This window comes from Salinicoccus jeotgali (genome assembly GCF_055379195.1).
Map to the genome: position 1 here is coordinate 482,659 of NZ_AP043830.1, position 13,548 is coordinate 496,206.

Annotated in this window: 9 protein-coding genes and 1 other annotated feature; of the genes, 7 read left to right on the forward strand and 2 right to left on the reverse strand. The window is 47.6% G+C overall.

Annotated features, from left to right (window positions below; genetic code table 11):
* Positions 1-215: 215 nt before the first annotated feature.
* Positions 216-1,445, reverse strand: a complete 1,230-nt coding sequence (locus ACZ43I_RS02500) for an IS110 family RNA-guided transposase (protein ID WP_344703124.1) — start codon at positions 1,443-1,445, stop codon at positions 216-218.
* A gap of 373 nt (positions 1,446-1,818) precedes the next feature.
* Here ACZ43I_RS02500 and pruA point away from each other — a divergent pair, with 373 nt between their 5' ends.
* From pruA to ACZ43I_RS02520, 4 genes are all read left to right on the forward strand, one after another.
* The gene (gene pruA / locus ACZ43I_RS02505; protein WP_344704238.1) at positions 1,819-3,360 is read left to right on the forward strand and encodes an L-glutamate gamma-semialdehyde dehydrogenase; all 1,542 of its coding nucleotides are present in this window, start codon (positions 1,819-1,821) and stop codon (positions 3,358-3,360) included.
* A 78-nt stretch (positions 3,361-3,438) separates the two neighbouring features.
* Positions 3,439-4,632, forward strand: coding sequence for an ornithine--oxo-acid transaminase (locus ACZ43I_RS02510; RefSeq protein ID WP_344704236.1), 1,194 nt, complete (start codon positions 3,439-3,441; stop codon positions 4,630-4,632).
* Between the two features lie 82 nt (positions 4,633-4,714).
* The gene (locus ACZ43I_RS02515) at positions 4,715-5,959 is read left to right on the forward strand and encodes a Glu/Leu/Phe/Val family dehydrogenase (protein ID WP_344704234.1); all 1,245 of its coding nucleotides are present in this window, start codon (positions 4,715-4,717) and stop codon (positions 5,957-5,959) included.
* Between the two features lie 195 nt (positions 5,960-6,154).
* Complete coding sequence (locus tag ACZ43I_RS02520) at positions 6,155-7,399, forward strand: Glu/Leu/Phe/Val family dehydrogenase (protein ID WP_344704232.1); 1,245 nt, start codon at positions 6,155-6,157, stop codon at positions 7,397-7,399.
* A 54-nt stretch (positions 7,400-7,453) separates the two neighbouring features.
* Here ACZ43I_RS02520 and ACZ43I_RS02525 read toward each other — a convergent pair whose 3' ends face one another.
* Positions 7,454-10,756: an efflux RND transporter permease subunit gene (locus ACZ43I_RS02525; RefSeq protein ID WP_344704230.1), complete on the reverse strand. Its 3,303-nt coding sequence runs from the start codon at positions 10,754-10,756 to the stop codon at positions 7,454-7,456.
* 133 nt (positions 10,757-10,889) lie between these two features.
* On the opposite strand from ACZ43I_RS02525, the gene ACZ43I_RS02530 reads away from it, so the two are divergent.
* The 3 genes from ACZ43I_RS02530 to ACZ43I_RS02540 all read left to right on the forward strand — a co-directional run bounded on the left by ACZ43I_RS02530 (position 10,890) and on the right by ACZ43I_RS02540 (position 13,519).
* Positions 10,890-11,489 (forward strand): TetR/AcrR family transcriptional regulator, encoded by a 600-nt coding sequence (locus ACZ43I_RS02530; RefSeq protein WP_344704228.1) that lies wholly within the window; start codon positions 10,890-10,892, stop codon positions 11,487-11,489.
* Between the two features lie 316 nt (positions 11,490-11,805).
* A complete protein-coding gene (locus ACZ43I_RS02535; RefSeq protein ID WP_344704226.1) occupies positions 11,806-12,999 on the forward strand; it encodes a MalY/PatB family protein in 1,194 nt (397 codons plus the stop codon).
* A 77-nt stretch (positions 13,000-13,076) separates the two neighbouring features.
* Positions 13,077-13,304: a binding site (T-box leader), on the forward strand.
* 41 nt (positions 13,305-13,345) lie between these two features.
* Positions 13,346-13,519 carry a hypothetical protein gene (locus ACZ43I_RS02540; RefSeq protein ID WP_344704224.1) on the forward strand — a complete coding sequence of 58 codons (174 nt, stop codon included), beginning with the start codon at positions 13,346-13,348 and terminating at the stop codon, positions 13,517-13,519.
* Positions 13,520-13,548 lie beyond the last annotated feature (29 nt).

A 13,548-nucleotide genomic window follows, 5' to 3' on the forward strand; every position in this document is an offset into this window, starting at 1 on the left:
ATAATTTTTACATTCATATTTTGAATGGTCCAAAAGCATCAAGCTATACTGGACGTTTCCGAGGTATTTCTTACGATTAGTCAATAGATTACAAGCATATATTCCATATTTTTCATCCCTATCCAGCGGGGCGCCCCGCTGGATAGGGATGTCGGCATGCCAAATAGGCCCTGCTTTTTCAGTTTTTTCGGAGCAGGGGCTGTGGTATACTTGAGTTACGAATTGACGCAGTGGTGGGTGGCCACAGCGTAATCATATCGCTGTCCAACGGTGACAAGATGGAAGAGGCACTTCAAAAACTTGTTCACACAGGCGATGCAGGCAACCTTATGGTGTTTACCATGGGGTTGCTTTTTTAGTTTCCGATAGTAGTCCACCAGATGGTTATCCGCGTGCCTCTGGTTCCGGATCATATTCTCGATCATGTAGTACAGGATTTTCCTTAGATGCTTATTGCCGCGCCGATTGATCTTATCCTTGTACAGAAGGGTGCCGGATTGATGGCGGCGGATGTCGATGCCGGTATAGGCATTCAGCTGATTGGCCGTGTCGAACCGGCGGATGTCTCCGGCTTCAGCGATGATACGGACCGCTGTAATGTCTGCAATCCCTGGAAAGCTCTTCAGGATATGGTATTCCGCCTGTTCCTGAGACATGGCGACCATTTGCTGGATGAGCCGGTGCTTCAGCTCCAGCAGGGTCTGACAGCGTGCAGCATAGTTTCTGAGCTGTTCAATTCGGACGTCATCTGTAGACAGTGCCGGATAGGCATCTGCGGCCGCCGACATCAGCTGATCGGCTTTCTCTTCTGCGCGTTTTCGGGACTGGCGCTTCCCGGTGCTGCCGAGGATCATATTCTTCACTTTCGTTCTGGACAGCACAGTCACCCGATCCGGATGCGGAAACAGTTGGAGGATGGAAAGATACAGGTCGGAAGTTCGGGTAAAGAGCTGCTCCAGTTCCGGGAAGGTCATCTGAACCAGGGCATGGATCCGGGTTCTCAGTCGGACAATCTCCTGCTCCAATTCAGCGTAGTGGCGGGAGAGGCTGCGCATTTCTTCGTAATACCCTTCTTGAACCTGCTTGTTGCGGGGCGGATGGGTAAAACAGGCCTGGGCGAGTTTATGGGCATCACTCCGGTCCGTCTTGTGCATCCGCATGGACAGGCTCTGCATCTTGGCCGCCAGTGGATTGAGCAGCGCATACTCGAACCCGCATGCCTGCATGAAGCGTTCCAATGCCTTTGAGTAGACCCCTGTGGCTTCAAATACAATATCAGGCAGGACGCCATCCTGTTTCCGTTGCGTCTCAATCTGGATCCGGACATTATCAAAAGCCGATCTGGTATGCGTGATATCCCCTTCAAATATACAGTGCTGCCAAGCATCATAGACGACCATGTAGCTGTGTCCCATACTGACATCAAATGCGATGACACTTTTCATTTGGTTCTCCTCCTTTGTTTTAAGCAGAAGTGACCACGTATCCTCATCGATTCCCTTTTCTCATACTCGATCTCGAAGATCCCACATACTGAACCTGATTCAGATAAGGATAGTGGAGCTGGCCCGTTTTTATTCCGGATTCTAAATCCTAAAACCTCGTCGACCTGATCTCCACTCCTACTATATGAAAATAGTACCACAGGACCTGGCCGGGTCCTGTGGTACTAATCTTAGTATGTTTTTATACGTGTCGATGAATACGTTTGCAGGCTGTGTGTAAGCGCTTTTAAAATAGGTCCTAAAAGGGTTGAAAAAGTCCTACTTAAAGTCCATTATTATGATAGGCATTTATTATTAAAGGAGGCATCTTTAGATGATACCGTACAAGCATGAACCTTTTATGGATTACTCGAAAGAAGAAAACCGTAAAAAACTGGAAGAAGGTCTGGCTACAGTCAAGGACTATCTCGGTCAGGATTATCCGTTGATCATTGGTGGGGAACGCATTACGACTGAGGACAAGAAAGAATCCTATAACCCTGCTGATAAGGCGGAGACGATCGGCTATATGTACCAGGCCAATCAAGAGCATGCACAAAAAGCGATGGACACCGCATTGGAGACGTTCGAATCATGGAGGAAATATTCGTTCGAGTTCCGTTCCGATGTCCTGTTCAAAGCAGCGGCGATCGTCCGCAGGCGCAAGTATGAATTTACGGCGCTGCTTATAAAAGAAGCAGGAAAACCTTGGAAGGAAGCGGATGCGGATGTAGCAGAAGCCATCGATTTCCTGGAATACTACGGACGCAATCATCTTAAGATAAAAGATGGCGAACATGTGGAATCACGCCCTGGTGAGTATAATCAATTCAATTATATTCCGCTTGGTGTCGGACTTGTCATCTCTCCTTGGAACTTCGCCTTCGCAATCATGGCGGGTACGACAGCTGCTGCGCTGGTGACAGGCAACACAGTACTCCTCAAACCATCTTCAAGAACACCGATAGTGGCATACAAGTTCATTGAAGTGCTGGAGGAAGCAGGTATGCCTGAAGGCGTCGTGAACTTTATCCCAGGATCATCGAAGGATATCGGGGACTACCTTGTCGAACATAAGGATACACGTTTCGTCTCCTTCACTGGTTCCCGTGATGTAGGCACGAAGATCTACGAAAAGGCAGGCGTCGTCCAAAAGGGCCAGACGCACTTGAAGCGTGTCATTGCAGAAATGGGCGGTAAAGATACGATAGTCGTCGATTCCGGCGTGGACCTTGAAGAAGCAGCAGAGGCAATCGTCTACTCTGCATTCGGTTTCAGCGGTCAGAAATGTTCCGCCTGCTCCCGTGTGGTTGCTCTTGAAGATATACATGATGAACTCCTTGAGAAGGTTGTAGCCAAAACGAAGGATCTGAAAGTGGGTAATCCGGAAGCGGATGTGAATGTCGGACCAGTCATCGATGATGCCTCCCTTGAAAAGATTTCGAAGTACATCGAAATCGGTAAGAAAGAAGGCCAATTGGAGATCGGCGGCAAAACTGAAAATGAAACGGGACATTTCGTCCACCCGACCGTCTTCTCAAACCTTAAGCATGATGCGGTCATCATGCAGGAAGAAATATTCGGTCCAGTGGTCGGATTTACAAAAGCCAAGGATTTCGATCAGGCTATCGAATATGCCAATGCAACAGACTACGGCCTGACAGGAGCGGTATTCACAACGGACCGCCACCACATCGAACAGGCGCGTGAAGATTTCCATGTAGGAAATCTATACTTCAACCGCGGATGTACTGCGGCCATCGTCGGCTACCAACCTTTTGGTGGTTTCAAAATGTCCGGTACGGATTCTAAAGCGGGTGGTCCGGACTACTTGACTCTTCATATGCAAGGCAAAACGACTTCTGAAATGTTATAATGCAATTTGGCAGCATGATTATGAAAATTACAAAAAGTGAACGGGGGCTTACCCGCCTTTTTAAGAAAGGAAGATAGAATGACTAGATCACAGGAAATTATCGAGCAGACACAACAATACGGAGCACCAAACTACAATCCTCTACCAATCGTACTCTCAGAGGCTGAAGGCGTATGGGTGAAGGACCCTGAAGGCAATGAATATCTGGACATGCTGAGTGCATACTCCGCAGTCAACCAGGGGCATAGACACCCTAAGATAATCAAGGCCTTAAAAGACCAGGCGGACAAGCTGACGCTCACTTCCCGCGCGTTCCACTCAGATCGCCTAGGACCTTGGTATGAGAAAGTATGTAAGCTCGCCGACAAGGAAATGGCCCTACCGATGAACACCGGTGCCGAAGCTGTGGAAACGGCAATCAAAGCAGTGCGCCGCTGGGCGTATGATGTAAAAGGTGTAGAAGATGATAAAGCGGAAATCATCGCCATGAACCAGAACTTCCATGGCCGTACATTGGCAGCAGTATCGCTTTCTTCTGAACCGGAGTACCGCCGTGGATACGGTCCGTTGCTCGACGGCATCAAACTCGTTGACTTCGGTGATATCGACCAAATCAAGGAAGCGATCACTGAAAACACTGCAGCAATCCTGCTGGAGCCGATCCAAGGTGAAGCGGGCATCAATATACCACCTGAAGGCTTCCTGAAGGCGGTACGCGAAGTCTGCGATGAAAACAACATACTTTTTGTGGCAGATGAAATCCAAGCAGGCCTTGGCCGTTCCGGTAAGCTTTTTGCAACGCACTGGGACAATGTGGATGCGGATGTATATATCCTCGGTAAAGCACTCGGTGGCGGTGTCTTCCCGATTTCCTGCGTATTGGCCGACGAAGAAGTACTTGGTGTGTTCAATCCAGGTTCCCACGGCTCCACATTCGGGGGGAACCCGCTTGCTTGTGCAGTATCGGAAGCGGCGCTTGATGTCATGAATGATGAGAACCTCGTTGAAAGATCACGCGAACTCGGTGAATATTTCAAAGAAGAACTGGAAAAAATCGATAATCCTGTAATCAAGGAAGTGCGCGGTCGTGGACTCTTCATCGGTGTCGAGCTGACTGAAGCGGCAAGACCATATTGCGAAGAACTAAAAGAGCTCGGACTGCTCTGCAAAGAAACTCACGAAACAGTCATCCGCTTTGCACCTCCACTGATCATCTCCCAGGAAGATCTCGACTGGGCCATCGTTCAAATCAAAAAAGTGCTGGCAAAATAGTACTTGGAAATAACGCTTTTAAATAGTAACGAATATGGTACAATGATTATGAAAACAGTTCCAAAAAAAGAGGCGGATAAAAATGTCAGAGAAATCAAATCTTATCACTTCCACACAAGCGATCATCCATGAGGCTTTGGATAGACTCGGTTTTGATGAGGGTATGTATGAACTGATCAAAGAGCCGATGCGTCTTTTGACAGTGCGCATCCCGGTGCGCATGGATGATGGTTCAGTTAAAGTATTTACCGGCTACCGTGCCCAGCACAACGATGCTGTTGGACCGACTAAGGGCGGCATACGCTTCCATCCGGATGTTAATGAAGAGGAAGTTGTGGCACTTTCAATGTGGATGACCTTGAAATCAGGCATCGTCGATCTACCTTATGGTGGCGGTAAAGGCGGAATTGTGTGTGATCCGCGTGAGATGAGCATCCAGGAAGTAGAGCGTTTAAGCCGTGGCTACGTCCGTGCAATCTCTCAGATTGTTGGGCCTACAAAAGATATTCCGGCACCTGATGTATTTACGAACTCCCAGATCATGGCGTGGATGATGGATGAATACAGCATGATTGACGAATTCAACTCTCCTGGTTTCATTACCGGTAAGCCAATCGTCCTCGGTGGTTCCCAAGGGCGTGACCGTGCGACTGCGATGGGGGTCATCATCTGTCTGGAACAGGCTTTGGAGAAACGCAACATGGAGTTGAAAGATCTTCGCGTAGTCATTCAAGGCTTCGGTAATGCCGGAAGTTTCCTTTCAAAAATCCTGTTTGACAGGGGCGCTAAAATCGTCGGCATTTCGGATGCCAATGGTGCGTTGCACGATCCAGAGGGCCTGGATATCGATTATCTGCTTGATCGGCGCGACAGTTTCGGCCTAGTGACGAATCTGTTCGATGATGCATTGCCTGGTAAAGATCTCTTCAAAATCGATTGTGATGTCATCATACCTGCTGCGATTGCAAACCAGATCACAGAAGATAATGCAGACGATATTAAAGCGGAGATCATCTGTGAGGCGGCCAATGGCCCGACCACTAAAGAAGCGACGAAAATCTTGACTGATAACGGCAAGCTCATCGTGCCTGATGTATTGGCGTCAGCCGGTGGTGTTACGGTTTCCTACTTCGAGTGGGTCCAAAACAACCAAGGTTACTATTGGGATGAAGATGAAGTCAATGAAAAGCTTGAAATCAAGCTTAAAAAAGCATTCAATGATATCTACGACCTGCATGAAAACCGCCATATCGACATGCGGCTTGCAGCGTATATCATAGGTCTGAAACGAACAGCCGAGGCTGCGCGCTACAGAGGCTGGGCATAGAATAGACACCAATAAAGGATAGGCCGGACAGATAATCTGTCCGGCCTCTTTTGTATGGATATTCATAAAAATGTTGATTTATTGAATTTTTTGTATTATTATGAATGTTCGAATATTCACCTGAAATATGTGTGTGATGAGAGTCTAACTCAGTTTGCCATAAAATAGGGTGAAAGAGAAAAAGGAGAACTGATCATGACAGAAACCTCGAATTTGATTACATCAACACAATCAGTCATCTATAAGGCATTGGATAATCTTGGATACGATGAAGGAATGTACGAATTGATTAAAGCACCGCTCAGGATGCTCAAAGTGCGTATACCTGTAAAAATGGATGACGGTTCTGTAAAAGTATTCACCGGATACCGTGCCCAACATAATGATGCCGCGGGCCCAACTAAAGGTGGCGTCCGTTTCCATCCTGATGTCACGGAAGAAGAAGTCATTGCCCTTGCGATGTGGATGACACTAAAAGCAGGCATTGTAGATATACCATACGGCGGTGGCAAAGGTGGGGTGGTCTGCGATCCAAGGAATATGAGCAGTAGGGAAAAAGAAGAAGTCTCCCGTGGATATGTCAGGGCGATTTCTCAGATTGCAGGGCCGACAAAGGACATTCCGGCTCCTGATGTCTATACGGATGCGCAAACGATGGCGTGGATGATGGATGAATATAGCGTGAAGCACTCCGACGATCCATTCGAATTCATCACAGGCAAGCCACTTGCAGTCGGAGGATCGAAAGGACGCGAAACAGCGACCGCAATGGGTGCGGTGATGTGTGTTGAGCAGGCCATGGAGAAGGTGGGTATATCCATGAAGGATGCACGCATCGTCATACAGGGATTTGGCAATGCTGGAGGTTACATATCAAAGATGTTGCATGATAAAGGTGCAAAGATCATCGGAATATCAAGATCTTCAGGTGCCCTCTATAACCCTGAAGGAATAGATATCGATTATGTGCTGAGAAACCGGGGGAAAGTTAATCTGGCGGAAAAACTACCTGCAGAATCCATTACAAATAAAGCATTGCTCGAAGTGGACTGCGACGTCCTCATTCCAGCAGCAATCGCAAATCAAATTACTGAAAGCAATGCCTGGGATATTAAGGCAGAAATCATCTGTGAGGCAGCCAATGGCCCCACTACGGAGGAAGCAACGCGAATATTGACTGAAAAAGGTGTACTGATCATTCCGGATGTCCTTGCCTCAGCCGGCGGTGTGACGGTATCATATTTTGAGTGGGTGCAGAATAAACAAGGTTTCTATTGGGAAGAAGAAGAAATAAGGCAGCTGCTGGAAGGTAAGATGACAACTGCTTTTGAAGCCATATATAACCTGCACCAATCACGTCAGATGGACATGAGGCTCGCGGCCTACACGTTAGGTATAAGACGCGTATCAGAAGCAGTAAGGTTCAGGGGATGGGCCTGAGCGTCATCAATAAAAAAACGATTGCCCTAAACAGGCAATCGTTTTTTTGTATGCTTATTTTCTTCTGTCATTTTTCATCCTGTTGATGAGCGACTCCATCTCTTTGATATAGTCCCTATCATTTCCGGATGTATCCCGCGGTGGGGTGTCTTCCTGAACGTTCGGCGCTTCATCGCCGTCTTCTGGAACGTCGTCATCAGAAGTATAGCCATATTCATCTTCTGACGAAGCAGCTTCTTCTTTACGTTTTTGTGCATCAATCTCTCTTTGGGTGATGATTTCACCGTCCGGTGTCATGTACTTTTTATTCATCTTGCGTGTTTCAGAATCAAAGTAGCTGTAGATGATTGGAATGATGAACAGCGTCAGGAACGTACTGCTGATCAGACCACCTATTACTACGATGCCCATCGGTGCAATGAGTTCTGCCCCCTCACCAATGGCAAGTGCAAGCGGCAGCATACCGAGTGCGGTCGTCAGCGCCGTGATGACTATCGGGCGGAAACGGTCCTGGACACTCTTTTCGATCGATTCGAGCGTGGTCATGCCTTTGGCTTTCTGCTGATTGATGTAGTCGACCAGCAGTATGGCGTTGTTGACCACTATACCGAGCAGCAGGATGACTCCCACCACGGCAATGACGCTCAATGGATTATTTGTGATGATCAATGAGAACATCACTCCAATGATACTGAGCGGTAATGAGAATATAACTACGAATGGGTGTTTGAAGGATTCAAACTGGGCAACCATTACAAGGTAGATGAAGATGATGCCGAGCGTTATCGCAAGCAATAGTTGAGGGATTGCGTCACTCAGCATCTCCAGATCCCCACCGATTGACGTTTCTGTTTCATCTGCGAAATCCGTATCCTCAATGATGCTCTCAACATGACTGCCTGCCTCATTGAGGCTCATTTCAGGTTTATATGAAACAGTGAGTTCCGTCGTTTCCTTCTGGTCATCGCGGTTGATGAGGGAGAGCATCTCTGCTTCTTCCAATTCAGCGACATCTTCCACTGCGATATATTCGCCCTGGCTATTTGCAATCTGGATGTTCTTGAAGGCCTCAATGCTACTTGTGACGTCGTCTGGGTATTTGACATTGATCGTCAGGAACTCAGAGCCTTCGTCGACGGTGGAGGCCGGGACTCCATTAGTGGCCTCGTAGATTGCTGAGCCTATTTCTGCAGGCTGCAGATCATTTTCCCTGGCTGCTGCACGGTCCACACGTACTTGGAGTTCTTGGGACATGTTTTCGCGGCTTGAAGTGACATTGTCGATATCAGCGTCATCTTCCAATGCTTTTATGATGGTCTCCTCAGACTCCATGAGCCTTTTCGGATCTTCGTCTGCAACATTCAGCGCAAGTGTATTTGGATCAGAGCCTGTACCTGCCTGAGACATCGGGTTGACACTGATGTCGGCGGAAGAATTGACGCTTTCAATTTCATTTTCTATGTCGCTAATGAATTCATTGGTCGTCATGCCGCGTTCACCCGGGCTGACTAAAGTAGCCATTATATTGCCGACGTTGCTCTCATCAACCGGACTCATCGTAGAAGTGGAGCCGATGGTGCTCATATAGGTATCGATTTCCGGATAATCTTCAAATTTTTCTTCTATAAGCTTAATGGTCTCTTCTGTTTCGGAAAGGATGGCATCCTGCGGCATTTCCACTTCAACCGTCAGCGTACCTTCATCGCTCTCCGGCAAAAGATCCAAGCCTTGGATATAGATGCCAATGCCGCCGGCTATAAGGATCAGCGCTGTCAGTATGAGGACTGTCAGGCGATTGTTGAGTGACCAGTGGGACAGTTTCCTGAGCCCTTTCATATAACGGCGGTCCCGTCTTTTCTCTTCTTCATTGTCATCCGGTGCATCCAGAATGCGGCTGGCCAGCATCGGGACCACGGTCAGGGCGACAAAAAGTGAAGCCAACAGGCTGAATACTACGGCTACAGCAAATGGCGTGAACAGTTGGCCGACTAGGCCACTGACGAAGACAACAGGCAGGAAGACTGCTGCTGTAGTCATTGAAGAAGCGGTGATGGCACCAGCCACTTCCTTCGTCCCCACACTTGCTGCTTGCCTCGGTGTCTTACCCATCGACAGATGGCGGTATATATTTTCTATGACGACGACGGCGTTATCGACGAGCATACCGATGCCGAGTGCCAGGCCACCAAGCGTCATCAGGTTTATGCTGATGTCCGTAAAGAACAAAAGAGCAAATGTAGTGATGACGGAAAACGGTATGGCAATACCGATTATGAGTGGTGATTTCAAATTGCGCAGGAATGCGAAAAGGACAATCATCGCAAGTATTGCACCGCTTATCAATGATAGGTAGACACTGTTGATGGCGAGGTCTATATACTCCCCTTCATCATATAGCGTTTCAACATTGAGGTCCTCAAATTCTTCCTTGTCGAGCTGTTCGTCAAGGACAGATTGGAATTCCCCGTTGACGGTCGATGCGTTCGCATCGGATGCAAGACTCATTTCAATCTGCATAGCGTCTTCCTGGTTCAGGCGGGTGATGACAGCGTCATCCTGTTCCGTTATGGCGACATCTGCTACATCATCGAGAGTGAGTGTGCCGGCGCCTTCAGGCAGATCCGCCAAGACCAGTTCCTCGAGTGATTCGACTCCGTCGATCTCACTTACCGTCCGGGTTGTGATGGATTCTTTTTCTTCTTCATCGACGATTGTGGCGTTCGGTATAGAAATGTTATTGGCTTCAATGATGTTGGCCACATCGCTTTGGCTCAGCTGATACTTCTCGAGTGCTTCGGTATCGAGCGCTACTGAAATTTCTTCAGTAATGCTGCCAGTTTCACTGATCGAGGCCACACCATTGATGTTTTCGAGTTCATTGATGAGATCCTCAACCTGACCCTGAAACTCACTGACTGATTTATTGTCAGAGGATACGGCAAGAGTCAGGCTCGGGAGCATCGTAATGTCGAACTCCAGGAAGGATGGATCTCCTGCCTCCTCGGGTAGGCTTGTATTTTCTATCGTACGTACGATTTCATTTTCGACTTCATCTATCGTCATGTCGTATCCGAATTCAAGAAGGACGACAGAAGAACTTTCCTGCGATTGGGAGGATATATTAGTCAAACCGCTGACTGTAGAAAGTTCTGCCTCGAGCGGCTTCGTCACATCTTTCATCACTTCTTCAGGTCCAGCCCCCTGGTAGCTGGTCGCCACTGCAGCGATTGGCGGTTGGACATTCGGCAGCAGCTGCAGTGGCAGTCTGGTCAGGGAAACGGCTCCGAGAAGGATGAGTATAATCATGATGACGATGGTGAATTTTGGTCTTTTTATTGAAAAATCGGCTAGCTTCAAGTGGCTTCACTCCTGTATAATATGAGATGTATATTGTAACCCGACAACGTGTTGTACTATGACAATATTAGTTAAATTATATATATGATTCAACCTACAATCCAATGAGGAGTGTTGGAAAGGAGGAAATATTATGTCCAAAATAAGTCGTAAAGAAGAAACCCGTCATAATTTCGTTGAAGCATTCTGGACCTTGTACGTCTCGAAGCCTCTTGATAAGATTACCGTCAAGGAAATCACGGACCTCGCTGGATACAACCGTGGGACATTCTACACTTATTTTGCAGACGTCTACGAAGTGCTGGAGACGGAGAAGAAATTGCTCCTGCCAAGTGAGGAAACCATCATCGAGCGTTTGAAGATGCTCAGTGATGACCACACCCCCCTTGAGAGATCGTTCGAGAATGTTTCCCATTGCATCAGGGAAAACAGGGCGCGCATCGCCATATTGCTGGGGCCGGAGGGAGACCCCGGCTTCCAGTATGAACTGAAGGCGCGCTTCAGGCGGGTGATATTGGATTTTGCAGGCGATATCGGCATCCAGGAGCTATCAGACTATGAATACATCATTGAATACCATGTATCTGGAATGATCGGCATGTATCAGCGTTGGGTCGAAAATGAAGAGGATATCACTGAAGAGCGGCTCGGCATGATATATGAACGTGTCTTCAATGAAGGCGTGATGAGAATTACAACCGAGATGTTCAGAGCAGCGAAAAAAAGCGACTAGGTGCTTCCAGTCAGTGTATAGAAGGATACAGCAACGGAGAGTTGTAATCTAAGTAGAGGTAACTATTACGTTCCATTATACCAAATGAACAGACAAATCTGTAGAATAGATGGTTGCTTCGTTGAAAAGTGACTGAGCATGCTGAGTGATGTGGAAAATCAGTTGATCAAGGCAGTCGATGAGCCAATTCGATTGTGAGCCGTGCGTCAGATGGCAAGACTGAAGGGCTCTTCAATTCAATTGTTTCAAACTGATCTTTTGAAGCGTTATAATTAAAGGATGAGTGATAATAGAATTACGACAAGGAGCGATTTTGATGAAATATGATTTTGATACACCTGTAAATAGAAGGGAAACATATGCCATAAAATGGGATGGTGGCGAGCTGCTCAAGGAAATGGGGATGACGGACCACTACGATGAAAACACCATCCCATTATTTACGGCCGACATGGATTTTCAGGTGGCGGAGCCGATCATCGATGCGCTGCACAGAACCGTCGATCATAAAATATTCGGTTATACATTAGCCCCGGATGCTTATTATGAAGCGATACAGAAATGGTTTTCAGATAGATACGACTGGACTATAAATAAAGAAGAAATAATTTATGCCCCGGGCACGGTCCATGCATTGAATGTCGCCGTCAAAGCCTATTCGAAGCCGGGTGACGGCATCATCATACAACGGCCTGTCTATCCACCATTCACTGCAGCTGTCGAAGGCAATGGGCGTGTCGTGGAGAACAACGCGCTTATCAGGGATGAGGCAGGGCATCATCATATCGACTTCGATGATTTCGAAGTCCTTGCCAAAAAGGAAGATGTCACCATGTTCATCCTGTGCAGTCCGCATAACCCGACGGGTAACATATTCAGTCCAGAAGATCTGAAGCGGTTATCTGAAATTTGCCGGGAGAATGACGTCATCATCATAGCCGACGAGATCCATGGAGATCTGATACGCATCGGGGAAACATTCACGCCGATTGCGAAAACGTCTGATCATACAGATCACATCATCTCCATGACTGCGATAAACAAGACATTCAATCTGGCCGGCCTGCACTGCACTAATGTCGTCATCACCGATGAGGCAAAGAGGCAGCAGTTCAAGGAGGCTCAGGGGACGAGCATGCCGAGTCCATTCACTGTATCTGCTTTGATTGCAGCATATAATGAGGGAGATGAATGGCTGGAACAGGTGAGGGAATATATCGATGGCAATATAGATTTCGTCATCAATTTCCTGAAAGAAGAAATGCCAACCGTTAAAGTGGAGCACCCTGCCGGCACGTATGTGCTGTGGATGGATTTCAGCGGTTATGGCCTGTCGGATGAGGAAGTGCATGACCGCATCTACAATAAGGCCAATGTCCTGCTGCAGGACGGCAGTAACTTCGGCAAAGAGGGGGAAGGGTTCCAGAGGATATGCGTCCCTTCTCCGAGATCTGTCCTGGAGGAAGCGATGAACTGCATAAAAGATGAGTTCAAAGATGTGGAGAAATAATTGGACTCATAAAATAATTCAGAAATAGGGTTGCAATCATAATTTGATTGTAGTAATATGATTTTCAATTAAATGAATCACTTTGATTGATGAAGACAAGTAGCAATTGCCAAGTTGCAAAAGAGAGCCGGTGGGTGGTGTGAACCGGTGCAATGGCAGTGTGAATGGACTTCTGTGCAACCGGTGGACGATTAAATCCCCGGCGTATTTCCAACGTTACATGGAAGATGCAGCATTATGCTGCATCTTGAGCGGATCGGCTTGACCGATCAATAAAGGTGGCACCACGGCTCCCCGTCCTTTTTACAGTGACAGGGGAGCTTTTTGTATTTAAAAATTGAAGAAGATGCATATCAGAACAAGTAGTGGCGTACTGCATGGTACAGAGAACCGGGGGAGCTGGAAACCGGTCCATGCAACGTCGATGAATGGGCCTGATCAGCATGCATCCGTCTGCCACACGTTACGCGGCAAGAGCAGGGGTGGCGAGTCCGCCCAATGCGAGGTGGCACCGCGGTGAATCGTCCTCCATAGACAATAGGTCTATGG